This window comes from Arthrobacter sp. 05T45 (assembly GCF_056395875.1).
Map to the genome: position 1 here is coordinate 16,828 of NZ_JBFTKI010000029.1, position 25,826 is coordinate 42,653.

Annotated in this window: 28 protein-coding genes and 1 tRNA gene; 10 read left to right on the forward strand and 19 right to left on the reverse strand. The window is 65.9% G+C overall.

What is annotated here, in order from left to right:
- Nucleotides 1-97 precede the first annotated feature (97 nt).
- From AC1DGD_RS19540 to AC1DGD_RS19550, 3 genes are all read right to left on the reverse strand, one after another.
- Complete coding sequence (locus tag AC1DGD_RS19540) at nucleotides 98-859, reverse strand: hypothetical protein (RefSeq protein WP_476857923.1); 762 nt, start codon at nucleotides 857-859, stop codon at nucleotides 98-100.
- Between the two features lie 53 nt (nucleotides 860-912).
- A complete protein-coding gene (locus tag AC1DGD_RS19545) occupies nucleotides 913-1,425 on the reverse strand; it encodes a hypothetical protein (RefSeq protein ID WP_476857924.1) in 513 nt (170 codons plus the stop codon).
- Nucleotides 1,426-1,726: 301 nt separating this feature from the next.
- Entirely contained in the window at nucleotides 1,727-2,329 is a 603-nt protein-coding gene (locus AC1DGD_RS19550) for a hypothetical protein (RefSeq protein ID WP_476857925.1), read from the reverse strand.
- Nucleotides 2,330-2,479: 150 nt separating this feature from the next.
- Here AC1DGD_RS19550 and AC1DGD_RS19555 point away from each other — a divergent pair, with 150 nt between their 5' ends.
- Complete coding sequence (locus tag AC1DGD_RS19555) at nucleotides 2,480-2,947, forward strand: hypothetical protein (RefSeq protein WP_476857926.1); 468 nt, start codon at nucleotides 2,480-2,482, stop codon at nucleotides 2,945-2,947.
- Nucleotides 2,948-3,209: 262 nt separating this feature from the next.
- Here AC1DGD_RS19555 and AC1DGD_RS19560 read toward each other — a convergent pair whose 3' ends face one another.
- Nucleotides 3,210-3,488 (reverse strand): hypothetical protein, encoded by a 279-nt coding sequence (locus AC1DGD_RS19560; RefSeq protein ID WP_476857927.1) that lies wholly within the window; start codon nucleotides 3,486-3,488, stop codon nucleotides 3,210-3,212.
- Nucleotides 3,489-4,093: 605 nt separating this feature from the next.
- Between AC1DGD_RS19560 and AC1DGD_RS19565 the strand changes: the two genes are divergently transcribed.
- Nucleotides 4,094-5,176 carry a hypothetical protein gene (locus AC1DGD_RS19565; protein WP_476857928.1) on the forward strand — a complete coding sequence of 361 codons (1,083 nt, stop codon included), beginning with the start codon at nucleotides 4,094-4,096 and terminating at the stop codon, nucleotides 5,174-5,176.
- A 160-nt stretch (nucleotides 5,177-5,336) separates the two neighbouring features.
- On the opposite strand, the gene AC1DGD_RS19570 is transcribed toward AC1DGD_RS19565, so the two are convergent.
- Entirely contained in the window at nucleotides 5,337-5,873 is a 537-nt protein-coding gene (locus AC1DGD_RS19570) for a tyrosine-type recombinase/integrase (RefSeq protein WP_476857951.1), read from the reverse strand.
- Between AC1DGD_RS19570 and AC1DGD_RS19575 the strand changes: the two genes are divergently transcribed.
- Complete coding sequence (locus AC1DGD_RS19575; RefSeq protein ID WP_476857953.1) at nucleotides 5,754-6,143, forward strand: hypothetical protein; 390 nt, start codon at nucleotides 5,754-5,756, stop codon at nucleotides 6,141-6,143. The genes AC1DGD_RS19570 and AC1DGD_RS19575 overlap by 120 nt on opposite strands.
- A gap of 185 nt (nucleotides 6,144-6,328) precedes the next feature.
- Here AC1DGD_RS19575 and AC1DGD_RS19580 read toward each other — a convergent pair whose 3' ends face one another.
- From AC1DGD_RS19580 to AC1DGD_RS19600, 5 genes are all read right to left on the reverse strand, one after another.
- Nucleotides 6,329-6,541, reverse strand: a complete 213-nt coding sequence (locus tag AC1DGD_RS19580) for a helix-turn-helix transcriptional regulator (RefSeq protein ID WP_476857929.1) — start codon at nucleotides 6,539-6,541, stop codon at nucleotides 6,329-6,331.
- A 558-nt stretch (nucleotides 6,542-7,099) separates the two neighbouring features.
- Nucleotides 7,100-7,663 carry a DUF805 domain-containing protein gene (locus tag AC1DGD_RS19585; RefSeq protein ID WP_476857930.1) on the reverse strand — a complete coding sequence of 188 codons (564 nt, stop codon included), beginning with the start codon at nucleotides 7,661-7,663 and terminating at the stop codon, nucleotides 7,100-7,102.
- 41 nt (nucleotides 7,664-7,704) lie between these two features.
- The gene (locus tag AC1DGD_RS19590; RefSeq protein WP_476857931.1) at nucleotides 7,705-7,881 is read right to left on the reverse strand and encodes a hypothetical protein; all 177 of its coding nucleotides are present in this window, start codon (nucleotides 7,879-7,881) and stop codon (nucleotides 7,705-7,707) included.
- Between the two features lie 236 nt (nucleotides 7,882-8,117).
- Nucleotides 8,118-8,858 (reverse strand): HNH endonuclease family protein, encoded by a 741-nt coding sequence (locus tag AC1DGD_RS19595; RefSeq protein WP_476857932.1) that lies wholly within the window; start codon nucleotides 8,856-8,858, stop codon nucleotides 8,118-8,120.
- Nucleotides 8,859-9,006: 148 nt separating this feature from the next.
- Nucleotides 9,007-10,803 (reverse strand): cellulase family glycosylhydrolase, encoded by a 1,797-nt coding sequence (locus tag AC1DGD_RS19600; protein WP_476857933.1) that lies wholly within the window; start codon nucleotides 10,801-10,803, stop codon nucleotides 9,007-9,009.
- 190 nt (nucleotides 10,804-10,993) lie between these two features.
- On the opposite strand from AC1DGD_RS19600, the gene AC1DGD_RS19605 reads away from it, so the two are divergent.
- Nucleotides 10,994-12,307, forward strand: coding sequence for an MFS transporter (locus AC1DGD_RS19605; RefSeq protein ID WP_476857934.1), 1,314 nt, complete (start codon nucleotides 10,994-10,996; stop codon nucleotides 12,305-12,307).
- Here AC1DGD_RS19605 and AC1DGD_RS19610 read toward each other — a convergent pair.
- A complete protein-coding gene (locus AC1DGD_RS19610) occupies nucleotides 12,304-12,777 on the reverse strand; it encodes a hypothetical protein (RefSeq protein ID WP_476857935.1) in 474 nt (157 codons plus the stop codon). The genes AC1DGD_RS19605 and AC1DGD_RS19610 overlap by 4 nt on opposite strands.
- An 86-nt stretch (nucleotides 12,778-12,863) precedes the next feature.
- On the opposite strand from AC1DGD_RS19610, the gene AC1DGD_RS19615 reads away from it, so the two are divergent.
- Nucleotides 12,864-13,901: a hypothetical protein gene (locus tag AC1DGD_RS19615; protein ID WP_476857936.1), complete on the forward strand. Its 1,038-nt coding sequence runs from the start codon at nucleotides 12,864-12,866 to the stop codon at nucleotides 13,899-13,901.
- A gap of 36 nt (nucleotides 13,902-13,937) precedes the next feature.
- Nucleotides 13,938-14,195 carry a hypothetical protein gene (locus AC1DGD_RS19620; RefSeq protein WP_308443740.1) on the forward strand — a complete coding sequence of 86 codons (258 nt, stop codon included), beginning with the start codon at nucleotides 13,938-13,940 and terminating at the stop codon, nucleotides 14,193-14,195.
- A 195-nt stretch (nucleotides 14,196-14,390) separates the two neighbouring features.
- On the opposite strand, the gene AC1DGD_RS19625 is transcribed toward AC1DGD_RS19620, so the two are convergent.
- The 7 genes from AC1DGD_RS19625 to AC1DGD_RS19655 form a co-directional block, all read right to left on the reverse strand.
- Complete coding sequence (locus tag AC1DGD_RS19625) at nucleotides 14,391-15,236, reverse strand: aldo/keto reductase (protein ID WP_476857937.1); 846 nt, start codon at nucleotides 15,234-15,236, stop codon at nucleotides 14,391-14,393.
- 163 nt (nucleotides 15,237-15,399) lie between these two features.
- Nucleotides 15,400-15,867 carry a hypothetical protein gene (locus AC1DGD_RS19630; RefSeq protein ID WP_476857952.1) on the reverse strand — a complete coding sequence of 156 codons (468 nt, stop codon included), beginning with the start codon at nucleotides 15,865-15,867 and terminating at the stop codon, nucleotides 15,400-15,402.
- A 7-nt stretch (nucleotides 15,868-15,874) separates the two neighbouring features.
- Nucleotides 15,875-16,552: a bacterial proteasome activator family protein gene (locus tag AC1DGD_RS19635; protein ID WP_028276362.1), complete on the reverse strand. Its 678-nt coding sequence runs from the start codon at nucleotides 16,550-16,552 to the stop codon at nucleotides 15,875-15,877.
- A gap of 189 nt (nucleotides 16,553-16,741) precedes the next feature.
- A complete protein-coding gene (locus tag AC1DGD_RS19640) occupies nucleotides 16,742-16,933 on the reverse strand; it encodes a YbdD/YjiX family protein (RefSeq protein ID WP_476857938.1) in 192 nt (63 codons plus the stop codon).
- 13 nt (nucleotides 16,934-16,946) lie between these two features.
- Nucleotides 16,947-19,286, reverse strand: a complete 2,340-nt coding sequence (locus AC1DGD_RS19645) for a carbon starvation CstA family protein (RefSeq protein WP_476857939.1) — start codon at nucleotides 19,284-19,286, stop codon at nucleotides 16,947-16,949.
- Between the two features lie 134 nt (nucleotides 19,287-19,420).
- The gene (locus AC1DGD_RS19650; protein WP_476857940.1) at nucleotides 19,421-19,957 is read right to left on the reverse strand and encodes a PadR family transcriptional regulator; all 537 of its coding nucleotides are present in this window, start codon (nucleotides 19,955-19,957) and stop codon (nucleotides 19,421-19,423) included.
- A gap of 178 nt (nucleotides 19,958-20,135) precedes the next feature.
- Nucleotides 20,136-21,119 (reverse strand): NAD(P)H-quinone oxidoreductase, encoded by a 984-nt coding sequence (locus AC1DGD_RS19655; protein ID WP_476857941.1) that lies wholly within the window; start codon nucleotides 21,117-21,119, stop codon nucleotides 20,136-20,138.
- A 163-nt stretch (nucleotides 21,120-21,282) separates the two neighbouring features.
- Between AC1DGD_RS19655 and AC1DGD_RS19660 the strand changes: the two genes are divergently transcribed.
- Nucleotides 21,283-21,370, forward strand: a tRNA-Ser gene (locus tag AC1DGD_RS19660).
- A gap of 760 nt (nucleotides 21,371-22,130) precedes the next feature.
- Nucleotides 22,131-22,412: a hypothetical protein gene (locus AC1DGD_RS19665; protein WP_476857942.1), complete on the forward strand. Its 282-nt coding sequence runs from the start codon at nucleotides 22,131-22,133 to the stop codon at nucleotides 22,410-22,412.
- A gap of 54 nt (nucleotides 22,413-22,466) precedes the next feature.
- On the opposite strand, the gene AC1DGD_RS19670 is transcribed toward AC1DGD_RS19665, so the two are convergent.
- Nucleotides 22,467-23,354 (reverse strand): helix-turn-helix transcriptional regulator, encoded by an 888-nt coding sequence (locus tag AC1DGD_RS19670; RefSeq protein ID WP_476850606.1) that lies wholly within the window; start codon nucleotides 23,352-23,354, stop codon nucleotides 22,467-22,469.
- Between the two features lie 232 nt (nucleotides 23,355-23,586).
- Here AC1DGD_RS19670 and AC1DGD_RS19675 point away from each other — a divergent pair, with 232 nt between their 5' ends.
- Both AC1DGD_RS19675 and AC1DGD_RS19680 read left to right on the forward strand, forming a co-directional pair.
- The gene (locus tag AC1DGD_RS19675; RefSeq protein ID WP_476857943.1) at nucleotides 23,587-24,846 is read left to right on the forward strand and encodes an MFS transporter; all 1,260 of its coding nucleotides are present in this window, start codon (nucleotides 23,587-23,589) and stop codon (nucleotides 24,844-24,846) included.
- A gap of 125 nt (nucleotides 24,847-24,971) precedes the next feature.
- Complete coding sequence (locus tag AC1DGD_RS19680) at nucleotides 24,972-25,775, forward strand: VOC family protein (RefSeq protein WP_230009777.1); 804 nt, start codon at nucleotides 24,972-24,974, stop codon at nucleotides 25,773-25,775.
- Nucleotides 25,776-25,826 lie beyond the last annotated feature (51 nt).

Consider the following 25,826-nt stretch of genomic DNA (forward strand, 5'->3'; position numbering starts at 1 on the left):
TTGAGCACAGGCTACAGCGGGGATCCCACGAAAAGAGGAAGATCCGGGGATTCGCCAGACGTCGGCCTCCGGGCCTTTCCGGTGCTACCCGGTCCTGTTACCCGCCAATCCAGCGGAAGCCGCAGCCCTTCACTGTGAAGCCGGAGGCCGTTGCCGGGATAGCGATCGTAAATTGCGGTGAGACGCTGATGAAGTTGTTGGCGATGATGTTGCCCTTGGCATCGGAGATCTCCCAGTAGCAGTCCTCCACCTTGTCTCCCTGGGACTGCCAGGTTCCCGGCTGGACTTCCTTACCCACAAGGTACTTGCCCGTGTAGACGAGCTTGCCGCTGGCCTGATCGGTCGCCAGGGCCTTGCCGGCGGTAGCGCTTGCCTCCATTACAGCCCGCTTGGGGTGCTTAGGGCAGAGGGTCAATGCTGCCGCAATTTCTTTGGCCTGGGCGTCGCTGACTTCACCTTCGAAATAGTGACCAGCGGTGGTGGCACAAAGAGCGTAGAGGTACTTCGCGGCGTCCGGGTCGGTGCTCTCTGCGGTGCCGGCAGCTTTCTCCGCGGCAGTCGGCGTGCCGGACGCATGGTTGACCGTGCAGAGATCGAACGGCTTCGCCCAGGCTGCCTTGTAGTCGGTGATCGTCGTGCGAGAGTCTGAATCAACAGTGCAGTCGAGCGAATACTGCAGCCCAGCGGGCGTCGGTGTCGGCGTCGACGTCGACGTAGGCGGGACGGTCGGACTCGGCGACGGAGTCGCAGACGACACTGAGGGGCTCGGAGCCGCGGCCGGGGCACCGCCTCCGCAGCCGCTCAGCAGAAGCGCGGAAAGCAAGACGGGCAGGGCAGCGGTCAGGACAGAGCGTTTCAAGAATCCCCCAGTGGTATGTGCAGACGTCACAGGCTAACAGTGCGCTGCGATTGTTACAGGACAGCCTTCAGGAAACGGCGGTCGGCCGGGACTGTGAGCGTCCGGTCGCGGTCGTTCTCGGAGACGAAGCTGATCGTGAGCTTGCCGTCCTTCGTGGTTTCGATGGCTGCCACCGTGTAGGTGACGCGGACCGGAGAGTGGCTCCACCAGCGGGCGTCGACGGCTTCGAGGACGTCACCAACGGTGAGTTCATCGGCTCGGGCGGTGCCCGCGGTCTGGAGTTTTGAGGCGCGCTCTGACATGAACGCATCCACAATGGGAGCGACGGCTTCCTGCTTCTCCTTCTCGTGACGCTCCACGCCGGCGAAGGCGAACACCCGGTCAAGGTTCGGGACCTGGTTGGCGTACTCGGCCCAGGAGTTGAGCCGCTCCGGCGCGTAGATACCGAAGATCCCGCGCCGGTCATCCCAGATCCGGTCCGCGGCCAGCGTCACCGGGGTGGCCGGGTTCTCGACAACGATGCCGCCGCCGGGGACGAAGTGGGCGCGGTAGCCGAGCTCGTGCATCTCCTCGGAGTCGTCGTTGAACTCGAACGGTGCGGTGCCGATGCGGAAGAGCTCAACGCCCTCGACCTCGAGGGCGTTCCAGCTTGTCAGCCTCGGCGTAATCCCATTCGGTGTCCGCGGAGTCCCGCCGCAGTGTAGTGTGCGAGGCGCCCTTCGACCTTGAAGCGAGGGCCGGTGTAGCTGCAGCCCGCGTCCGTGGCTAGGCCCTCGGCCAGCACGTGGCGCCCATGGGCTCGATGAGGCTGACGGCATAGCGGCAAGAGCCGGGCCCCAAGACTCAGAACCCGGCTCTCATTGGACCCTAGTAAGCCTCGATAAGCTCCAGCTCGGCGTAGACGGTTCTCCCGAGATTGTCGCGGTCGAACCGGTCAGAGTGCGAGTAAACGGTCCAGCGGTACTTGCCGGGTGTGACTTCGAAGACCGTGTACGTGTCGAAGCCAGAGCCGGCGTTGGCGGCGGCGACTTCCGGACCGGCGTGATCCAACCAGTTCTGGTAGTCGGTGAGCATCGTCGCCCAGAGGTCGGTGCAGATCTTCGTGATGACGGTCTCGTCGTCGTTGAAACCCGGGTCCTCGCCCTCACTCCAGGCGGGAGTAACAACCTGGATCAAACCGTCGGGCCGGCGGGTGACGCTGGGAGAGGTGTTGCCGACAAAGGCATAGGCGGTATTGGCGCGCTCCGCGAACTCCTTCGCCCAAACATCAAGACCAAATCCATAGTTGATGGAAAGCGGCGCCTCGATGTCGAAGTGCTTTACTAAACGCAGGTCATCGGTGGCGATCAGGCGCCCCGAGGGTACTGAAATCTCAATGACGCTGTTGCCGAGGAATTCGGATTGCTGGGCGCGGTAGTTGCTCGGAGTGGGCAGGGCGCTGCTTGAAGAGGCTTCTGCAGGTGCGCTCATAGGTTCTCTTTCTGGTTGACAGGTTCTGGGCCACTAGACATGTGTACGGCCGCAGGAAGGGCCCTCTCCGGGTGACAGATGGGCGCCTTTCCGCACACATGAAAGTTAGAGGAAGCAACCACTTCACCCGAGCAAAATGAGGAGCACACCATGGGCTCCACCCACTACTTTGAAGGCCTGACCGCCACCTCTGCCGTCATCTCCGATGCCAAGAAGATCATCGACGCGACCACCGTGACGATCTGCGGTCCGGGCGGCCAGGGGCTGCCCTGGATGGATGAGAAGGAGGGTATCTGGCTGAACGGTTTCGAGGCCGCCGACGAGGATTATGAGACGTTCTTCCTCCGCGGGACTGATGAGCCGGAGCACCCGGAACTGCGCGCGTTCTGCAAGACCGAGCACAGGCCCTACGACGTGGTCGTGACGGCCATCCTGATCTCCGCCGCTGCCCATGCCGGCGGCGATGTGCGGAGCGACGGTCAATGGAGCAACTGGAGCGCCGGCGTGGCACTGTTCGAGAAGGCGGTACGGCCGCTCACCGCGGACGAGAAGCTGGCCCTGGAACTCGACGTCGAGGCCATGCGGCCGACGGCGAAGGCCACGGTAGGCTGCGCATGACCGAATAGTGGCGCCCCGCTCGTAGGGCAACGAGGAGGACTGGCAATGCCCACAGCTAAGCAGAGGTTCTGGATTGGAACCGGCGTGACCGTCCTGTCGGTCGGTGTGGTCAGCCAGGCGGTGTCGGCAAACATCCGGCAGACCGAGCCTGCAGAACCTGACACCGTCCTCGTGGAGTTTCTGGCTCCAGGCAATGCGATGCACGCCAAGGTGAATTGGACGACTCCCGAGGGATCTCAGACGTACAGCGGTGAGCTGCCGCTCATGAACACGAAAGGCTCCCAAGGGGTCGCCTATCGGCTGCCGGCCGGGTCGGCGGTATCAATGAGTTCACTCGTTCCTGGTCCGCGCGCATGATGATGCGAAGGTAGCCAGGCTTCCATATGGTGGGGGCGACGAAGTCCACCTCACGCACATGCTTGAAGGGAATGACGCGGGGGCTGACCGCCTTCTTTTCCGTCAGGGAGACCATCCGGTCGAAGGTCAAAACGACAGCGTCGTCCGTCAGGGCCGCGTTGCCTTCAATGCTTTTGAGATCCATGCGTCGAATCCTAGCTTTCAACGGCGCCCAGCAATGTACGCGTTCATTAGACGGCGTGGCAGGTGTGAGATTCAGAGCAGGATGAGTCTATTTCATCTTCTTGGACCCATCCGACCTCCCTGTCAGCGCTGAATCAGCCGCTCCTTCATTTCAAGTTAGCTGATACTCTCGCGTCGTCGTTCGGCTGTCCGCGTCATCTACCGGTTCATCACGTCACGTCGGACCGCGCCGACGCCCATGGGCATGCGACGGGTATGTATTGATTCCGCCCTTCGGCAACGCCCTATTGGGGCTCAAACCGGTCACGGTGCTCCGTGATCACCCCTTGTTCCATGTCGCCGCAGTTACTAGTCGCACATTTCTCTTGTCATAGACCCTCCACGTTTGAAAAGTTCGGACGTGCGATTGCTTCGCTTCAAACCACTTGATGTCGTGGCGGTCCAGGAAAACAAACCACGTTCGGAGTTCCTTCGCATAGGGTCTGCCCCGTAGCTCTGCGGTCTGCCGGATAGGCCTCTCTAAAATAATCGCCCAACCTGTAAATGTTTCGGTTGTACTCAACGCAACAGTCTCAGGCTTCGAATTTGCACGCATAGACTGCTGGGGTGGCGAATACGGGCGAACGGTTGCAGCTGGCGGCAGCTGGCGGTGTCACGATTGTGTCGACTCTTGTGGCCCTCCACTTTTCCCAGCCAGCCTTCGTTCCGGTGCCTCCGCTGGAGATGCCTGGTGCGATCTTTGTGGGCGTAAAAAAGGGATCGGCCCCGGCACCTGTTCGAGTGGATGTTGGGCTGAGCTTCCGGCCCTCTCCGGGCCTGACTTCATTCGACATGTTCCTAAGGGGAGATGTCGACGCCGCTGTCCCGCCGGAACAGGCTGGTGACTTGATGATCGGGTTCTGTGGAGCAATGAAGGACGTTCAATTACGCAGGACGAGTGACGGCGAAGAGCTTAGATTCGGTCCTCCAATAGCCCCGTCGAATACGGAAATTTCTGCAGGTTCGGTCGGACTCGAGTATTCCCTGAGCGATGACTGCGTTATGACCGTCATCAGCAAACAAGACTTCTCGGATCAAACCGTCGGAGAAGCCGGCATCGGCTGGGGCGTTGCCCTCGAGGGAGAAACGACGGCTCCGACTGAAGCCGTCGCGGGCGCCCGGCACCGGTATACCTTCCCTCGTATCGCAACCCTGACACTACCTGTCGAGGTCCTGGACATTGAATCTGTGACTGCTGAGTCCATTGTCAGCATCAGACCTGAGGGCCTTCCAGCCGAGTACGTGCCAACAGTTTCAAGCCCAGAAGTGCAAGATCCGACAGCCCCCACGTGGAACCTTCCCCTTCAGAGTGCTGACAAAACCGCAGGATTTCGACTGACTGGCGTCGATCAGCGACACGAGGCGGCCGTCCAGCGCGACCTGTTCGTTGCGTCCGCCTTGGCAGGTATCGCGGGTGGTGGCCTGATCTGGTTTTTTGGAGCCGCGGGTTCGTTCGTCGATGCACTTCTCCGAAAATTACGGAAAGACAAAGCGCCTGTCATTGATGAGGCGGGTGAGCTGACGTCATCTCCTGCAAGTAGGAACGGTGTCCCGGATTCTCCGACCTACCGTCGTTTGGTCGCGGTGTCTCTACTTTCAGGCATTGCTGCATCTACGGTCGCTTGGCTGGTCAGCAGACGCAAGCCTTAGTTCCAGGGTTGATGATCCGCCCCAAAGCACTTGCGCTTGTGCACCAGCGCTTACCCCGGAAGATGATCCCTTACCGCGGTGCTTCCGCGTTCGGCGCGGAGTGGGTCGATTCGATCACCCCAACGGAGCAATCGCTCGGGCCGTCTTGGCTTCCTCCTGGCTACTCATTGTCGGAGCCCGAGAGGGCGGGTGCGAGGAGCTTCAGCAAGACAGAGAAGTCGGGCACTAGGTCTGGGCGCTGGATGTAGTACGTACGTGTCACATCCGGCGAAGCGTGGCCAAGTTGTGCTGCCGCAGCCTCGTCATTGACGCCTTCGGCCACCAAGGTCGCGACAGTACTTCGGAATGCATGGGGCGTAACCCGGTCATGAATTTCTGCGGCTTTCAGGGCCTTTCGCAGGTTCGTCCGGAGGTTTGAGGGTCGCATATAGGTGCCATTGCGCGTCGGGAAAACGGGACCAGAAGCGTCGTGAGCACTATCTAAGCGCCTCTTCAACATTGCCGTTACCCAGTCAGGCAACTGGATGTTCCTAACGCTCGAGTCAGTCTTGGTTTCGCTTCGGAAGAAGAGTGGGCCTTGTTCGACGAGCCCACCTGTAACAGAAAGAACCGCTGGAGACCTTTGCAAATCCACATCGGCCCAGCGGACAGCAAGGACCTCACCTATTCGAAGGCCAGTGCCAGCGAGCAAGGTCACAACGTCAGCGAGGCGGCTGGTCGGGCGGGGACCTCCAATCCCTGGTTCAACGTCTCGGAGGGCGGCTGCTCGGTGAGCTGCCGCTACCGTTTCGTAATTCAGCGCCACAGGGCTTTTGCGCGGTTTGGGAATCTGGGATACCCCAAGAACAGGGTTGTCGTGCCGGTTGGGAAGCGGCGCCGGTTTTCGTCGTTCAAGCCATTCCTCGGCAACCTCCCCAACAGTGAGCTTGCTGGCACTCGCGGTCGTTTCGGCGGCCAACAACGCTAGTTCGTGCATCTCCTTGAAGGCACGCTTCAGTGCCGCCTCAGCCGCGCTTTTGGTCCTGCCGGTACGCCGAAGTTGGCGTGTTCTGCCTTCCCCATCGCGATAACGTGTTCGAGCCGCCCATCGTCCCTCTCCGTCCTTGCTTAGGGTGATCCGGCCGGTCTCCCACAGCGGTATCGGCGCCCTGCTCACGATGCCACTCGTTTTGGCTGGGCATTGATCCATGCCTCGACGTCTTCGCGGCGGTAAAGCGTTCGGCCTCCGCCGAGCCTCGTGTACGCCATGCCTTCATCCCGGCTGGCCCAGTTAGCGAGAGTTCCGGCCGACAGGCCCAGGTACGCTGCCGCTTGCTTTCGCGTCAACCATATGGCCGCTGTGTCTGTATTTAGTGAGTTGGTCATGTTATTTCTATGCGGCCACGTCGGTGACGGGGGTCGCCTTTTGGTACTTGCGTCATCCGGTGCGTGGCCGACGGTCGCGGGCACGCTTTTGGCACGCTTTGTTCGGTAATCGGCGTGAACCTCCGGGTATGTCCAACGACCGGGACGCGTCGAGATTCCGCAGAATTCGGGCGTGTCGTGGCGCTCCGGGAGCGGTGATGAATTCCTCACTCGTAATGAGAAGGTCGCCAGTTCGATTCTGGCAGGAAGCTCGGGAAGAACCCCGTATCACCGTTGACTCAACGGGGATACGGGGTTTTTTATTGGTTGCGGCGGGACGGGCCCATACGGGGCCGCATAGGGCCAGGGCACACAGATGGCAGGTTGCACCTTACTTGGCGCCGCCCGTCAGCGTGACCTCTGTTTATGTGGACGTGGTGGACTCTTCCCGTGCCCGTGTTGCGCCCGGTGGCAGCCGCTCCCGGCTGGGAACCCCGACCAAGAAGAAGGCCCCGCAGCCCACGAGGGCGGCAGGGCCTTCTTGTAGTTCGTGCGGGGTCAGTGGGTGCGCCCGGATGCTTATGCGGGGACGTCGAAGCGCTGGCCCTCGGGTTTTGATTCCAGCAGCGTGAAGACGAGGAGAATGATGCCGCCGATAAACGGGATGAGCACGATGAGGTACATCCAGCCGCTGAAGTTCGCGTCGTGGAGGCGACGGACCGTCAGGGCCAGGGACGGGACAATGACTGCCAGGAACCAGACGGCTGCCAGGATCAGCCCGACCATATAGGCGGGGCCGGGGACGCTGGCGCCGTTGGGGCCCAGTTTTGCGCCGGCCGCCCCACCAGCAAGCATGATGACGTTCAAGACGATCGAGACGAGTCCGGAGACGAGCATCCACCACCAGTATTCGCTCCGGCTGGCGCGGCCGGAGAACGTCCCGTACTTCTTGAAGAACCGCGACGCGGCCTCTGGCAGGGAAGCGCCGTAGAGCGGTGCCCAGAGTGGCACGGGCCCGGATCCCTGAGCCGGGTACGCCGCAGCGGCGTACGGGTTCGGCGCCCACCCCGGGTTCTGCCGGGGCTGCTCGCTGGGCCACATCTGCCGGCTGGTGCCTTGCTGAGAATTATGCGGATCTGACATGTGATGCTCCTTCACTGGTGTGGCGGGTGGATCCGGGAGGGTCAGGGGACGTCGGCCGCGGCGGAATCGCTGAAGTGTGGCGCCTGGCTCGGCGGGGGCAGGACATGGGGCTGGGCACGCTCGGCTCCGCGGCGTTGCGCGTTGTGGACCTCGAGGCGGTGACGGCCTGCGATGACGGAGCTTGGGCTGCTGCCGAGTAGCCGGCGCGGTTGTGCCATGGTTCCCCCATTACCGGGCACCCCAGCGGGCCCCCGGCTGTCATGCTACCGGCGTTTTCGTCCCGTGGGCACTATGGCATCCCGGAATGTTTCCGCAGGTCAGGGAGCAGAACGGGCCGACACCTTGGTGTACCGTCCTCAGGGACGGAAGCTGCTCGACGAGACGGAGGTTTGGTCGCGGGTTGGGCGCGGTTTAGGCGGCGCAGACGAAGGTAACCCTCAGAGATGCGGTGCCGCTAATTGCAGGTGGCGAGAATCCCGGCGATGGCGTCGTGCTCGGGACGGGTCATCCACAGTTTGTACTTGGCCTTCACAGCCGTCTGGCGGGCGACGTATTCGCACCGGAACGCCTTGTTGGCCGGGAGCCAGGCATCGGCCGAGGAGTCTGACTTCTGCTGGTTCGCGGGGCCGTCGGCGGACATCAGGTTCAGCGGATCGTTGGCGAGCTGGAGGCGCTGGCCGGCGCTGATCTGCTGGGCGCCGGTCTGCCAGGCCAGCGACAGGGGAATAATGTGGTCGATCTGGACGTCCGCCGAGTTCTCACCACGGGTGAAGGTGATGGTCTTGCCGGTGTATTTGTCGGCAAGCTTGCCGGAGGCGATGACGCAATCCCTGGTCCCGGGCTTGGTCGTCACGTCGGTGAGGTCACGGCGGAGCATGTCGTTGCGCGTGTCGCAGCCGTTGTGGTCCACATCGGACCAGGCGGGACCGAACTGCCCGCGGCTGTACCCGGTCTTTGGGGCCTTGCCCTTCACCGGGATGGACGCCAGCTGGGCTACGGCCGCGGCGGCCTCGCCCGGGTGCGCGGTGCCGGTGCCGGGAGCCTGGGACGCGGCCGCGCTGTGCACGGCGTCAGCGACTTTGGCGCCAACGTGGGCTGCGGCATCACAGCCGGCGAGGGAGCCTGCGAGAAGCAGGCCGGCAAGGACGGTCAGGGACTTGGTGGCGGCGGAGCGGGAGATGTTCATGCCTATCATGAGTGCGGCGAAAATGACCAGATTACCCGCACCCCGTTCCGCGCCCGCGCAGGCCGGAGCATGGAGTCGCTCACGTGCAGCTGTGGCCGCGGCTCCAATCTGCTTCTCGTCAACACGTTGCGCGGTGAGGGCGTCCTTGCGCGGCCGGCTACTTCAGGGTGAGCACCGGGTTCACGGGAGCCTTCAGCGAATCCACCTGCAGGCCTACGGACAGTTTCTGGCCGGCGGCGACCTTGGTGGCCCAGTCCGAGCCGCTGCAGGTCACCGACACCTTGGGGAGTACCGTGCAGCTGATGCCCCAGGAGTTGGCCACCCGGGTGACGTTCGGATCGGGCCAGCTCACGCTCCAACCGGCCGCCGCCCGGAGGCCGGTGACCTCGATATTGGCCACGTAGCCGCCGGTCCATGAACTGCCGAGTTTCCAGACTGCGCTGATCGGCGCGCCCGATGTAGGGGTGGGAGACGGCGAGGGCGTCGGCGTGGCGGTCGGCGATACGGTCGGCGTCGCGGTGGCGGTCGGCGACGCCGTGGCCGTGGGCGTGACGGTCGGCGTCGGCGACGGCGTGGCGGTCGGCGATACCGTCGGCGTCGCAGTGAGGGTCGGCGTCGCGGTGACGGTCGGCGTCGGGGTGCCGTTCAGGAGGGGCGCGAGCGCGGCCAGTTTGGCGGCCTCCGGGGTGCGCCAGTCCGCCTGGACAAGGCCTCCGGTAATGCCGCTGTTCGGGTTGAACGCCCAATACGCGAAGCTCATGGAATTGGTCCCGAGGTAGGAGACGATCTTCTCCATCCACTGCTTGTCCGACGTGGTCTGCAGCGCGGTCCCGAACTCTCCGAGCAGAACCGGGGCGATGCCCTGCTTCTGGATGTAACCCCAGTTGGCATCCCACACGGCCGGCAGGTTGTTGGGGTAGGTGGGGTCGCTGAACCACTTCTGCGCAAACAGCGACGCCGGGTAGTCATGCGGGGAATAGACCACGCGGCTGGGCGTGGCCAGGGTGACCGGCTTGTTCTTGACGTCGGCCAGGCCGCCGCCCCACCAGGTGGAGGTGCCGTTGCCCTGGTTCTCGATGCCCTCAACGATGATCAGCAGGTTGGGGTTGGAGGCCAAGACGGCGTTGCCGCCGCGGGTGGCCGCGGCCTGCCAGTCGGTGGCCGCGGCGCCGCCCCACGTCGCCGCCCCGGCAGGCTCATTGTGAAGGTCGGCGCCGATGACGGTGGGATCGTTCTTATAGCGGGCGGCGAGCATTTGCCAGTCAGCGATCCACTTCGACTCCGGGTAGGCGGAGGTGTACCAGAGCGGGGACTGGTCGGCAGAGGACGGCCGGTGCCGGTCCAGGATGATCTGCAGGCCGTTGGCCTTCGCGCGGGCGATCACCGTGTCCATCAGGACCAGGGGCGTCTTGCCCTCCAGCGCGTAGGCGCGGTTGGCCCAGTAGTTCAGGTTGCCCTTGATGGATGCCGCTGCCAGGCACTCGTTGGAGAACGGCAGGCGGACGGTGTTGAATCCCATCGATTTGATGTTGGCCAGGGCCTCGTCGATGGTCAGTGTTCCCCAGAGCCCGTGCGGCATGCAGTCGGTGGTTTCCATGCCGAACCAGGACGCGGCCTTGATCGTATACGGGGCGTTGTTCGAGTCCAGGATCCTTGCGCCAGAGGTGTGCAGCCAGCCGGTGGGCGGCGTTGTGGCGGCAGAGGCCAGGGGAAGCGAGGCCGCGGCGACGCCGGTGAGGGCCAGTCCGGCAGCCACAGCGATGCCCAGAAGTGTGGCAGTGAGGCTCGGGCGCCTTCCCCCGGCGTGGAGTGGGGGATTCGAAAACGGTTTCACAGTTCCTCCGTGAGAATGGCGTGCAGGTGCGGCCTGGTTGGTGCGGCTCTTGGCGCGCGGGGCGGCACCGAGGATGAGGGCCCCTTCCGGCGGGTGCCGGTGGGTGCCGTCCGAGCTCATGGGTGTGTTGCCTTTCAGTCCGTCATTGTGGGTCCCCCCGGCCCGCACAATACGGATCGGCTCTCAAAAAGTACCAAGCTGCCGCCCAGAAAGAACCTCTTTGGCCAATATTTCCTTCTGCGCCTCGACCCGGCGACAGGCCCCTGACCTGCGTATTGTCTTTTTCCGGGCCGTCCGTCAGCCTTAGGAAATGGAACGGCCCGGGCGCAGGATGCCAGCCGGCCAGCAATACCCGCCGTCGCGGTCCGGCCAAACCGGGAATTGGCGGCACCGGCTGTGGGGCCCGGTTGTCGGCTTCGGCCTGGTCAGCCTCGCCGCGGACATGGTGTCCGACGGCGCCCGCCCGCTCGGCGGTCCCCTGCTGGCCCAGCTCGGTGCGTCCGCGCTGTTCGTCGGCCTCGTGACCGGCGCCGCCGAAGCCGCGTCCCAGGGACTCCGGCTGGTGTTCGGCCCCTGGGCGGACCGCACCGGGAAGTACTGGACTTTCACGATGGCCGGCTATGTGCTGACGGCGGTGTGCGTCCCGCTGCTGGCATTGACGCCGTTCGCCGGGACCGCCGGGATGGCCCTGGCGGCCGTGCTCATCATCGGGGACAGGGTCGGCAAAGCCGTCCGAAGCCCGGCGAAAACCGTGCTGCTCGCCACCGTCGCCGGGCCGGTTGGCCGGGGCCGCGGCTTCGCCGTCCACAAGTCCCTCGATCTGGCCGGGGCGCTCTTGGGCCCGCTGCTCGTCTCGGCGGTGCTGGTTACCACCGGCTCACTGCCGGCAGCCTTTGCGGTGCTCATCATTCCGGCGGCGGCGGCGCTGGCGATTCTCGTGTGGCTGCGCCGCCGCGTCCGGGATCCCGGCGCGGACAGGCCTGCGGCCGACCCCTCCGTACTGCCGGAGCCGCCCCGCGGGAAACCCGCCGGGCGGCCGCCGTCGGCGCTCTCCAGCGTCTTCATCTTGTTTGCGTTGGCCGGGTTCTTCTGGAGCGCCGGACTGGTCGCCTTCGGCGTCATCTCCTATCACCTGACGGCCGACGTGGCCGTCCCCGTCCCGGTGGTTCCGCTGCTGTACGCCGGCGCCATGGGGGCCGGCGCCGTCGGGGCCCTCGCCAGTGGCGTCCTGTACGACCGCGCCGGGGCGGCCGTGCTCCTGGCACTTCCCGTGCTGATTATGGGGGTGCCCGTGCTGGCCCTGGCGCCGAGCGCCGGGCTCGTGCTCGCGGGCGTCCTGGTCTGGGGCGCCGCCACCGGCATCCAGGACTCCACGGTCAAGGCGTTGGTTGCCGATCTGGTGCCCCAACCCCGGCAGGGCACGGCGTACGGGGTGTTCGCGGCGTTCGAGGGCGCCGGCGCCTTGGCCGGCGGCGCCCTGTACGGGTCACTTTATGGCGCACGGCCGGCGCTCATCGCTGCCGTGGCCACACTGCAGGCAACGGCCTTCGTCCTGCTGCTCGTCACGCTGCACCGGGCCCGGCACGCATCACCTGGCCAAGGGCCCGCGGATGGGCTGACTTAGCGCGCCCAGACCGAGGCCGCGCCGGAATGTCCCGTGATGATGCTCTGGTAAATGAAGAAGCCCCCCGCGAGGGCGCCGGCAATCAGGACGGCTCCCCGGACAATCCGGTTGCTCCGAAGGCCGCCAAGGAACGCCAGGCGCCGGCCAAAGGGCTCGTAGGTGACTATCAACATTGCCGCGACCAGGACGAAGAAGATCACGGAAAGCACTTTGAGTACGTCACCTTCCTGGGCGTGCTCGTGGACCACCGCCGACGCCGGACGGACTTTCTCCAACTGCTCGCCTGCCTGCGCGGTCAAGAGTGTTACTGGCACCAGCCCCAGTGACAACACGCCCAGGGGCCAGGCCAAGTAGCCCCACCAGCGCCGTGCCACGGCATAAACGATGGCGGCAAGACCTGCGATGGGCGCTAATACCACTACGGCGTGGACGAGCAGGACATGGGCCGGGAGCCCACCAATTTCGATCAAGTGAAATCTCCTCCAGAACGTGACGGCACCGGGCCTGATGATGGGGCAGCGAACTCGCGGCGGGGCCAGACTCCTATGATTCTTGCATGGGATCGCGGGAACTAGCGGGCATTGCCGGACCGCTCTATGCATTGCCCTACGGGGATTTCGTGGCTGCTAGAACGGCGGCGGCCAAAGACGTCAGTTCCGCGGGCGTCACCGCCGCCGAGCAGCGTGCCCTGGCGGCCGCAGTCCGTGCCCTGCCCAAGCCGTCGGTGGCGGCGTGGGCGGTGAACATGCTGGCGGCGCACAGCCCCGAAATCCTGCGGGAGCTGGCTGCGCTGGGGACGTCGATGCAGGCCGCACAGGATGCCCTGGATGCAGCGGACCTCCGTCGCCTCGCCCAGCAGCGGCGCCAGCTCCTCGGCAGCACGGTGAAGGCGGCACAGGCCTTGGCGGCCCGGCACGGACGGGCCATCAGCGCCGCCGTCGCGACGGAAGTGGAGCAGACCCTGCGGGCCGCCACCGCCGATCCGGGGGCCGCCGCCGCCGTGCAAAGCGGCTGCCTGCTCCGGGCGCTCTCGGCGGACGGGGTCGACGTCGTCGATCTCGCCGGCGCAGTGGCTGTCCCGGGGAGCCATGCGGCGACGGTGCCCGGCACTGGAGCCGCGCCTGGAACGGCCAGCGTCCGCGGGACAGAACCAGCGCCCGGCGCCGGCGGGACAGAACCGGCGGACCGGACCGCACAGCGTGGCACAACTGCCGGCGGAAAGCCGACAACGGAACAACCCCGCCTCCGGGCCGTCGGCACGGCACGGATGACGCCCACGCCGTCGGCGGTGGAACGGGCGCGGGCCGCCCTGGAGGCAGCCGAAGTGGCCGCCGCGGAAACCGACGAGGAGGCAGGCCGCGCGGCCGCGGAGCTGGCGGAGGTGACGGCGGAAACCACCCTGCTGGCCGACGAGGTGCGCGAGCTCAGGCGGCGTCTGGACGCGGCAGAAGCCGGTCTCAAAACGGCCCGGAAGAATCACGAGCTGGCGGCGGCTTTGGCGCAGCAGACGGCACGGGCCGCCGACCGCCAGCGACGCAAGGAAGTCCTGGCGCGTGAACGGGTGCTGCGGCTCGGCAACACGCCGGAGGAGTGAAGTCTTAGTGTCGGAGGTCAGTCGCACACTGGAAGCATGGAGAACAACCAGAATTTCCAGCAGAGTTTCCGCCATGATATCGAGTCAGATTTTGAGGCGGATTTCAACGACGCACAGGACGGCGCACTGTATTTCGCGGTCACCTACCTGGACACCGACTGCGGCCGGATCCGCACCGAGAGCTTCGATGACGCTGCCGCCGCAGACCGCTTCGCCAGCCGCTGCGTTGCGGGCGAAGACGGCTGGGCCGTGGTCGATGCAATTCCGGCGAAAGAGCGCCGGGCCGCCGCCTGACTCCGGGGGCTTTCGGGACCGGCGCCTGTGTCCGGGCCGTCTATCTCCGAGCGCATGGGATTGGCCGGTCACGGTCGCGGACGGCGGGAAGGTCGCGGACGGCGGGAAGGTGCCGGACGCCCGAAGGGCCTCCACCCCGTGCGGGGTGAAGGCCCTGTGCGAACGCCGGCTGGCTGCCGGCGTCTTGGGAGGTGCTTAGGCGAAGTCGGAGACGGCCGGATCCGGACCGATCCTGCCGGCATCTTCGGCGGAACGGTCCAGCCCGTTGATGGCCTGGATGTCGGTCTCGTCGAGGCTGACGTCCAGGGCCGCGTAGTTCTCGCGGATCCGGGACTCGGTCACCGACTTCGGGATGACCACGTTGCCGATGGCCAGGTGCCAGGCGATGACAACCTGGGCCGGGGTGGCGCCGTGCTTGGCGGCGATCTGGGCAATGACGGGGCTCTCGAGGAGCTCGCCGCCCTGGCCCAGCGGCGACCATGCCTGGGTGAGGATGCCCTTGGACGCGTTGAACTCGCGCAGGTCGGCCTGGCTGAAGAACGGGTGCAGTTCGACCTGGTTGATGGTCGGAACCACGCCGGTCTCATCGATCAGGCGCTGCAGGCCCTCCTTGGTGAAGTTGGAGACGCCAATGGTCTTGACCCGGCCCTGCTTCTGGAGCTCGATGAGCGCCTTCCAGGTGTCAACGTATTTGTCCTGCTTGGGCTGCATCCAGTGGATCAGGTACAGGTCCAGGGTCTCGAGGCCGAGCCGCTCCATGGATTCCTCGAACGCCTTCAGGGTGGACTCGTAGCCCTGGTCCGCGTTCCACAGCTTGGTGGTGATGAAAATTTCTTCGGGCTTGAGGCCGGAACGCTCGATGGCGCGGCCTACGCCTGCTTCGTTGCCGTAGATCTTTGCCGTGTCGATGTGGCGGAAGCCGGCCTCGAACGCCTGGACAACCACCTTTTCGGCCACGTCATCTTCAACCTGCCACACGCCGTAGCCAAGCTGGGGGATGGTGTTGCCGTCATTGAAAGTCAGTTCCGGTGAAAAAGTCATATAAGTATCCTGCCAATTTCGGCGCCCTCCGGCCAGCGACAGGGCGCCGCTAAGCTAGGCGCGTAACCGGGAATACCCGGGAATTTCGGGAAATATCGGGAAATTTCGGGAACTCCAGCCATGCCGGGGCGGGCCTGTGCAAGAGACTAATTCGCGTAGCGGCTCAGGCTGGCGTCGGCCCGCCGCCGTCGGCTTCCGCAAGCCGCCGCTCGGCGTCGCGGACCTGTTCCAGCACGGAATCGGCGCGCCGCCGCACCGACGCGGCACCCGCCGGGACCGGCCCCACTGCGAGCCGGAGCATCGCGGCCGCCTCAGCCGTCATGGCCAGGGAGTTGCCAGCCGTCGACAGGGCGCGGTGGACCCCTGCCAGCGGCCCCGGGATATCCAATCCATTGCTGGGAAAGCGCCGCTGGGCCTCCACGCAGACCTGCCGGACCCGGGGCGCGAGCGCGGAGAGCTGATTGGCGATCTCGACGAGCTCGCCGTACAGGGCCTCGTCTTCGACCCCCTCAAGGACCTGGTGGTAGCGGTCAAGTCCGCGGTTGAACCGGTCATGGGCGCGCCGCCAGAGCCCCTTGCCAAGTTCTGCGTCGTCCCTGCGGCCTTGCCGTGCTGCGCTGAAGAAGCCCAAGGTCGCGCTAAAGGTACTGGCCCGGGCCATGGTCAGGGTCCGCGGGTTCGGGCGGCTCGGGGGACTCCGCGCCGTGACGCGGCGCGGCGGCGCGGACCGGTTCGCCGTTTTCCCCGATGATGACGCCCGGCGCGATCACGGTTCCGGGCGGCAGCTGGCGCAGCTGCATTTGGGCGTAGGTGTGCTCCCTGGCGGCGTGCTGCGCCGCGATGGCCGTCTGGATGCCGTGGAAGAGCCCCTCAAGCCAGCCGACCAGCTGGGCCTGGGCTATCCTCAGTTCCGCGTCGGAGGGGGTGGCGTTCTCCGGAAAGGGAAGGTTGATCCGTTCGAGCTCCTCAACGAGCTCCGGGGCCAGGCCGTCCTCGAGTTCCTTGATGGACCGGTCGTGGATTTCAGCCAGCCGGACGCGGGCCGCGTCGTCCAGGGGCGCGGACTTCACCTCGTCCAGCAACTGCTTGACCATCGTGCCGATCCGCATGACCTTCGCGGGCTGGTCCACGAGGTCCTGAAGTTCGCTGCCCCGGGGCGGCCTGGGCCCGGCACCGGATCCACCGGCGCGGCCGGGCGGCACTGCAGCCGGTGGCGCCAGGGGCGTCCCGGGCAGGGCGTCATCCACGGGTGTGCCTTCGACGGGCACGTCGTCGGCAGTTTGGGCGCGGGGCTGAGTGTCGTGCTGATCGCTCATGGCTTCATACTCTCACGCGCCGGGCGCCCCGGACCCGGCGTCCGCCAGGAGCGGAGGGGCGGCGTCGGACACCGCTGTGCCCCACGCCGCCCCTCCCCCGGCCCGGCCGGGCCAGCTGCCCAGCGGCACCCGCTTAGCAGCACCGGCTCAGCAGCACCAGCTCAACAACACCGGCTCAGCAGCACCGCCTCAACAACACCGCCCCTGCGGGTTGGTGTCCTGCCGGTCGGTCCGGTCACGCCAGAACTCCCGCTCGGTGAGGGGACTGCTGGTGTGCCCGGCGGTCTCATGGTGCTCCAGGTACTTCTTGTAGGCATCGGCGCCCAACACTCCGCCGAGGTATGCGGCAAAGCCGCGGACCCCGGCAAGGACGGCGTTCACGTCGGGCTCCGCATCAGTGGTGCCCGGACTTTTCGAGCCGTTCTCCGGCCGGGAGCTGGTTCCACTCGGCCACGAGGTCACGCTCCGCCGCCGTGGGAACAAACCCTGCCGGAGCGAAGACACGGGAGGCCCGGGCGGGGTCTTCGTTCTCGGCGTTGGGGAGCCCCGCGGCCGTGTTCCGCAGGGCCTTGATGGTCGCCATCACCGCCGTGACGATGACGATGATGCTCAGCACCACGAAGATGATCGACAGCCATCCCTGGATCATGGTGTTGCGGACCACGGCCTCCATGGCGGCCTGGGTCTTGGCGGTCCCGAAGGACGTCTTGCCGTCCGCCAGAGCCTTGGCGAAGGCTGCGTTGTTGGCGAAGTAGCCCACCGCCGGAACGGGCGAGAAGATCTTGTAGAAGCTCGCCGTGATGGTCACGACGGCGGCGAACGCCAGCGGCGCCGCCACGATCCACAGGTACTTCGGGGCGGTGCTCTTGGCGGCAATGGCCAGGCAGACCGAGAGGGCGATGGCCGCCAGCAGCTGGTTGGCGATCCCGAACAGCGGGAACAGGGTGTTGATGCCGCCCAGCGGGTCGGTGACGCCCATGATCAGGACCGCGCCCCATGCGGCCACCATGATGGCCGTGCAGAGCCAGGCACCCGGGCGCCAGGAGTGTTCCTTAAACTTCGGGACGAAGTTGCCGATCGAGTCCTGGAGCATGAACCGGGCAACGCGGGTGCCGGCGTCGACGGCCGTGAGGATGAAGAGGGCCTCAAACATGATGGCGAAGTGGTACCAGAAGGCCATCATTGCCGTGCCGCCGATGAACTGCTGCATGATGTGGGCAAGGCCGACGGCGAGGGTGGGCGCGCCGCCCGAACGCGACACGATGCTTTGCTCCCCCACGTCCTTGGCCGTCTGCGCGAGATCACCGGCCGTGATGTTGACGCCGGACAGGCCCAGGCTGTTGACCCACGCGGCCGCGGTCTCGACGGTCCCGCCGGTCAGCGCCGCGGGGGCGTTCATGGCGAAGTAGATGCCGCGGTCAATGGAGATTGCGGCCACGAGGGCCATGATGGCCACGAAGGATTCCATGAGCATGCCGCCGTAGCCGATCAGGCGCGTCTGGCGCTCCTTCTCGATCAGCTTCGGTGTGGTGCCGGAGGCGATCAGCGCGTGGAACCCGGACAGCGCGCCGCAGGCGATCGTGACGAACAGGAACGGGAACAGGGCGCCGGAGAACACCGGACCGTTGTCCCGGCCGGCGAACTCGCTGAAGGCCGGCACGGTGATTTCGGGGCGGACCACGATGATGGCCAGCGCCAGCATCACAATCACGCCGATCTTCATGAACGTGGAGAGGTAGTCGCGGGGGGCCAGGAGGAGCCAGACGGGCAGGATGGCTGCGATGAAGCCGTAGATGATGAGGCCCCAGGCGATGGTGACCTTGTCCAGGTGGAAGAACGCGGCACCCCATTCGGTGCCCGCCACGGCGCCGCCGCCGATGATGGCAGCCATGAGCAGCACGAAACCGATCACGGACACCTCCATGACCTTGCCCGGCCGGATGAAGCGCAGGTACACGCCCATGAAGAGGGCGATCGGGATGGTCATGCCCACCGAGAAGACGCCCCAGGGGCTCTCGCCGAGGGCGTTGACAACCACCAGGGCGAGGATGGCCACGATGATCACCATGATGAGCAGGGTTGCGACGAGGGCGGCCGTGCCGCCGATGACGCCGAGTTCCTCGCGGGCCATCTGGCCCAGGGACCGGCCCCCGCGGCGCATGGAGAAGAACAGGACGAGGTAGTCCTGGACGGCGCCGGCAAGGACGACGCCGATGATGATCCAGATCGTGCCGGGCAGGTAGCCCATCTGGGCCGCGATGACCGGGCCCACCAGGGGGCCGGCGCCGGCGATGGCGGCGAAGTGGTGGCCGAAGAGGACGTTGCGGTCCGTCCGGACGTAGTCCTTGCCGTCGGCCTTGTATTCGGCCGGGGTGGCACGGCGGTCGTTGGGCTTGGTCAGGTAACGCTCAATGACCTTGGAGTAGAAGCGGTAGCCGATCAGGTAGGTGCAGACGGAGGCGAACACAAACCAGATGGCATTGACGGTCTCGCCGCGGATGATGGCGAGCATGAACCAGGCGATCCCGCCCAGCAGCGCAATGGCCGCCCACAGCGCGATCTTGGCGGGCGTCCAGGCGCGGTCCGCGGCGTCGCGGACCGACTCATCCACCGACGTCGGCGGGAGGGACGGGTCCGGAACGACCCCGTCGTCGAGTTGCGCGGTGCCACGCGCGCTGCCCTGCGTGAGGTTGTTTGTGCTTTCGCGTTGTGTGCCATCTGGCATTGTGCCCATGTCTCCTCCTTGAGAAACCCAGCTGGGCAGTCCACCGGTACAGAACTGCCCTCCGGCACCCTACCAATGCGGGCGGGTCCCGGTCGGGTCCCTGCGCCCGGCGGTGTGGATTGCGCGACGAGCGGTCGGCCCGGCTACGCCCGGAGGTTGCTGAGCTGCACGAGGCGGGCCTCGCAGAGGTCCAGCCAGCGCACCTCGGCTTCGGTCTGGAAGATGAGGGAATCCAGCACCAGGAGCCTAGCGGTGTCGGCCGGGCGCTGAAGCGCGGCCGTGTCGCGGCGGGACTTGGTGTAGTCCTGCAACGCGCGGATGGAGACCGTCCGCTGGGCCTGGACGATGGCGCCGACGTCTGTCCCGGGAATTGTGAGGCCGAGGGCGAGCTTGATGGCCAGTTCATTCCGGGGCGGATTCGCGCGGGATACCGGGGCCGTGAACCAGGAGCCGACTTCGGTCCGGCCGGCCGTGGTGATGCTGTAGATGACGTGCCCGTCGCCGTCGCCGCCGTCTTTGCGGACCAGCCCGTCGCGTTCCAGCCGGTCCAGGGTGGTATAGACCTGTCCGATGTTCAGCGGCCAGGAGGACCCGGTGCGGTCTTCGAATTCGGTCCTGAGCTGGTACCCGTAGCGCGGGCGGTCCTGCAAGAGGGCGAGGAGACTGTGACGGATAGACATGGCGCCCCCCGGAATCGCTAAGTCACGAAATCACACAGCATACACGCGCCCCAAGACGCGTGTATACCGCGTATGGAACCACGCTATCGTCTTTGGTGTCCTTGCCGCAAAACAGCGCATGCCCCGCACGGAATAAGTCGGCCCGGACCTGCGGTTTCAGGCCGGATCCGGCACCCCGCTACATGACCAGCAGGACCTTGCCCACGTGGTCGCCGGAGTCGAAGTAGGTGTGTGCGGCGGCGACCTGGTCCAGCGGGAAGCTCTTGGCCACAAGGGGCCGGATCCTGCCATCGGTCAGCATCGGCCACACGGCGTCGCGGACGGCGTTCATGATCACGGTCTTTTCCTCGACCGGGCGGGGACGCAGCGCGGTGGCGATGATGGCGGCCCGTTTCTGCAGCAGCTGGCCAAGGTCCAGTTCCGCCTTCGCACCGCCCTGCAGCCCGATCACGACGAGGCGTCCGTAGTCGGCGAGCGCATCGATGTTCTGCTCGAGGTATTTGGCCCCGACGACGTCGAGGATGACGTCCGCGCCCTTGCCGCCGTTTTGCGCGCGCAGGCTCGCCGGGAAGTTTTCCTCCGCGTAGTTGATGGCGATGTCCGCCCCGAGGAAGGCCTTGGCGGTGCCGACTTTTTCCGCGTTCCCGGCCGTCGTGGCCACGCGGGCGCCAACGGCCTTGGCCAGCTGGATGGCCATGGTGCCGATACCGCCTGTGGCTCCGTGGATGAGGACAGTTTCGCCCGGCTGCAGCTGCGCCGTCATGATCAGGTTGGAATAGACCGTCGCCGCGACCTCGGGCAGCGACGCCGCTGTGACCAGATCCACGCCGTCGGGGATCCTCAGGACCTGCCCCGCGGGCACGGCCACCTGCTGGGCGTAGCCGCCGCCGGCGAGCAGCGCCACCACCTTGTCCCCCACGGAAAACGCCTTGGTCACGCCCGGGCCGAACCCTGCGATCCGGCCGGAGACCTCCAGCCCGGGGATCTCGGAGGCGCCTGGGGGCGGCGGGTAGAAGCCCTTGCGCTGCTGGACATCGGCACGGTTAAGGCCCGCGGCCACGACGTCGATCAGCACCTCCCCGGGGCCGGCCACCGGGGCCTGAACCTCACGGACTTCCAGGACCTCGGGTCCGCCGGGCTCTGAGATATAGACAGCCTTCATGGAGCACTCCCGATTCCTAACTGGCTCCGCGCACGTTCGCCGCGATCGCCAGGTCCGATCAACATCACTCCCCAGAATATGGCGGGGAGCTGCACACGTCCGCAAGCGCACCGTGTTTTTGGTTTTTGTGGCAGCCGACTGCCTATGAAAGACTACTCGTTAGGGAAGGTTGTCCGAGCGGCCGATGGAGCTGGTCTTGAAAACCAGTGTGCGGTGACCCCGTACCAAGAGTTCGAATCTCTTACCTTCCGCGGGAGCGCAGATCATGCGCGGTTCAGAGGCCGGCCCGGGGCGATCGAAAGATCGTTCCGGGCCGGCCTTACTCGTCTCCGCCCCGGAGTGAAACTCCCGACCGGCCCAAGAATCATCTGCTGTGAATGTTGGCCGTGTTGGCGGCCAACTGGCAGCCCAAGGTAACGGTTCTGCACCGTCTTCCAGACCTGACAATAACTTCCGGCCCCATACCTGATACTGAGGTCTCGAGCGGGATAATCACCCCGCCGTCGCAAATATTGGGGGAACAATTAAGTGGGTCTCAACCGCACCGGGTTTTACGCGCATGCCACAATGGCGGGCATTGCGCTCAGCCTCGTCTTTGCCGGATGTGCATCACGGCCAGGAACTGATCCTGCCGCTGCCGCTCCGCGCTCGACCACCGGGTCCACGGCTGGGGCCGCGCCGACCGTGACGGCCACACCAACCGCCACTCCAGCACCGGTGGCGCCGACCGCCAGCGCGGCACCCCCGGTGGCGGCGCCTGCCCCGTCAGCGAAGCCTGCAGCACCTGCGCGGAAGACGTTCACTTTCCCGGATGGCCACATTTCCTTCACGTATCCGTCGACCTGGACCGTGCGCACGGTCCTCCCGCCTGCCCGAACCGTCCCCGGCGTTGAAGCGATCGTTTCCGATGGCGCCGGCAACGATCTGCTCTCACTACAAAATGGCTTTACCACTGGTTGCGCAGCTGCGCCCACCTCCCGCGAAGTGTTCGATAAGGTGCAGGCTCCGGGAATGACCGCACCGGACGGCACTAAACCCGTTTTTGGGTTCGCCGTGGAATCCTCTTCGACCCGCGATTTTTACGGAATGGGTCTCCGCGACCCTCGATACCTGGAGCAGGGCAAAGGCGTCACCTCCAACTGCGGGCTCCTCGCCACGGGGAACGGCGGGCTCACCACGAGTGTTCTTTTCAACGACCCCGCGTTCCCGACCCGGGCCGCCGCTACGGCCTGGATGGCAACAGACCAATACGCCCAGCTCAAGGCGCTGCTCATCAGCCTGAACTACGTCTAAGGCAACTCCGGCGCCGGGTAACACGCTCTCTGGCGGCACGGAACTTTCCCTCCTTCAGCTGGTTGCCCGGCGCCGTTCGATCGTGGCGTCGTCGCTTGCACTCCAGCTGGCGAGGAGGTGCAGCCGTTCCGCTGAGGGCGAGCCCGGCTCGGCGGTGTAGACCAAGAGGACCAGGCCCGGTTCCGCGGTGATCGCCAGTTCCTCGTAGGCCAGCGTGAGTTCGCCGGCCACGGGGTGGTGAAAGCGTTTCGTGCCGGACCCGTGAGTCCGCACATTATGGGCGCCCCACAGTGTCCGAAACGTCTCACTGCGGGTCGACAGTTCGCCGACCAGGTCCTGCATGGTGCGGTCGTGGGGGTCGCGGCCGGCTTCAGCGCGCATGATGCCGACGCACATTTCGCCGAACAAGTCCCAGTCGGGGTAGAAGTCGCGCGAGGCGGGGTCGAGGAACTGGAACCGCGCCAAGTTAGGGGTGCGGCCGCCGTCCCCGATCACCGGAGAGTAGAACGCCCGGCCCAACGCGTTCGTCGCGAGCAGGTTCTGGTACGGGTCGCGAACGAATGCGACGCCCTCGGTGATCGCTTCCAGCGCCCACTGCAGGCTCAGACGCGCCCCGGCCTGGACGGTCGCGCGCCTGCGCGACCGTCCCGAGGTCGGGATGCCGTCTGCGGCGCGGGCCAGATCGAACAAGTGGGCACGCTCGGTGTCGTCAAGCCGGAGGGCCCGGGAGATGGATTCGAGCACGGACGAGGACGCACCGGCGATCGAACCGCGCTCCAGCTTGGCGTAATACTCCACGCTGACGTCGGCGAGGACCGCAACTTCGCTGCGCCTCAATCCGGCCACCCGTCGGTTCGAGCCTGCCGCAAGGCCCGCTTGTTCCGGCGTCAGTCGTGCACGGCGCGACATCAGGAACTCACGCACTTCACCCCGGTTATCCATGCATCAAGGGTAAATCGCTGCGGCCAAACAAGGGGTTCCCTCCCGGTACACGTCTCACCGGGGACTCCCCCGCCCGCGGAAATCGGGCTTGACTGGCCAGAGGGTTGAGCTGTGCTTCGCGGCCTGCGGAACGGTCGACGACGTCGGGCGAGGCGCCGCTTCCGGTGGCTACGCAGCCACGCTTGACCAACCCCAACGCTGAGGCATTACCGCCACCCACGAAAGGACCCGCATGACGACCGCCCCCACCCGAACACCGGCACAGGAAGCCAGTGCCTTGGTCGACGCCACACCAGAGGGCAGCGCACAAGAAAACAGAGAACAAGAAGACAACGCACAGCAAAGACTGCCCCTGACCGCACTCGTGGTCCTGGCCGCCATGGGATTTATCCTCGTCGCCACCGAGACCATGCCTGCCGGCCTGCTTCCTGTCATTGCCGCCGGCCTCCACACCGGCGAAGGTACGGTGGGTCTGCTGGTCAGCGCATACGCCCTCGGAACGGTCATCGTCACCATCCCCGCGATCATGCTGACGCGTGGCATGCGACGAAAGCCGCTGCTGCTCGGCGGTATCGCCGGTCTCGTGCTTGCCACCACGGTCACCGCAGTCTCAGCTGATGTGACGTTGTCACTCGTGTCACGATTCTTTGCGGGCGCGTTCTCGGGAATCATCTGGGGAATGCTCGCCGCTTACGGGCGCCGCATCAGCCCGCCCCGGCACGCAGGGTTGTCCTTGGCCATCGTGTCCACCGGGGCGCCCCTCGGATTCGCGTTCGGCACCCCACTCGGCGCCTGGGTCGGAACAGCTTTCGATTGGCGCTGGTCCTTCGGTGCCCTGTCCGTCCTCGGGGGCATCGTGGCTGCGCTGGTCCTGGGATGCGTCCCCGACGCCGCCGGCCAACCGCGGGCGTCACGGCTCCCCCTGGGCCGGGTGTTCAAGATCCCCGGCGTCGCCGTCATCCTGGCCGTCATCGTCGCCTGGATGCTCGCCCACAGCACCATCTACACCTACATCGCCCCCTACCTCCGGGCCACCGGCACCGGCCTCTCCGCCAGCCTGGTCCTGCTGGTCTACGGCATCGCGTCCGTCGTCGGGGTCGCCGTCACCGGTGCGCTGCTGGACCGCCACCCGAGGCCCCTCCTTCACCTCAGCGTCACCGTGTTCGTCGCTTCCGGACTCATTCTGCTGATCGGACATGCATCGGCAATGGCCATCCTGATCGCCGCCGCGCTCTGGGGCCTCACCTTCGGCGGCGCATCAGCCCAGGTCCAGGGACCACTCACCACCGCCGGAGGCGACAACGCCGACGTCGCCAATGCATTCCTCCCGGTCGCCTTCAACCTGGCTATCTTCGGCGCGGGCATTCTCGGCGCGCTCCTCCTGACCCCATTCGACGGGCTGGTGCTCCCGGTCGTCATGATCGCCCTCGGCATCACCGCCCTGCTGCTCACCCTGTACGGCCGACGCTCGGCATTCCCGCGCCGGCTCTGACTGGCTATGCATTGAAACTGTCCGTGCCCCGTCATAGTCTCTCTGTGTCTCCACCACCCCATCTCCACACAAACCAGAGTCCGGCGGCCGCACGTCAACGGCCGCCACAGAGAGCAGGAGCCTCCATGCCCACACCCGAGCACTCCAACGGCGCACCATGTTGGATCGACCTCATGACATCCGATGCCGAGAAGGCCAAGTCGTTCTACGGTGCGCTGTTCGGTTGGACGTACCAGACCGGCGACGAAGCAAAATACGGCGGCTACATCACCGCCTGGAAGGACGGCAAGTCCGTCGCCGGCCTGATGCAGAAGCAGGAGGATCAGGCCGCGTGGCCGGACATGTGGTCCACGTACCTGCGCTCGGAGGACGCCGCCGCCACCGTCAAGGCGGCAACGGAACACGGCGGCCAGGTCTACATGCCGCCCATGGACGTCCCCGAACAGGGCAGCATGGCGATGATCGCCGACGCCACGGGCGCGTCGGTCGGCGTGTGGCAGCCGGCTGAGATGAAGGGCTATGAACTGGCGGCCGAGCCCGGCGCCCCGGCGTGGCACGAGCTCCACGCCAAGGACTACGCCGCCGCCGTCAAGTTCTACCAGGACGTGTTCGGCTGGGACACCGACGTCATGAGCGACACCCCGGAGTTCCGCTACACCACCCTGGGCGCGGGCCCGGCGGCCAAGGCCGGGATCATGGACGCGTCTGCCTACCTTCCCGCCGAGGTCCCGTCCAACTGGCAGGTTTACTTCGCCGTGGAAGACGCCGACGCCTCCATCGAGACGGCAGTGTCCCTCGGCGCCAAGGTCATCGACGGGCCGGACAACACCCCGTTCGGCAGGCTCGCCACACTGACCGACCCCACGGGCGCGATGTTCAAGATCGTGGCTGACACCGGACAGGGCGGGCAGTCCGCCACGGACGCCTAACCGGCCAGGACGCCAGAGCTCTTCCCACCTAATTACAAAAATTGTTGTAGG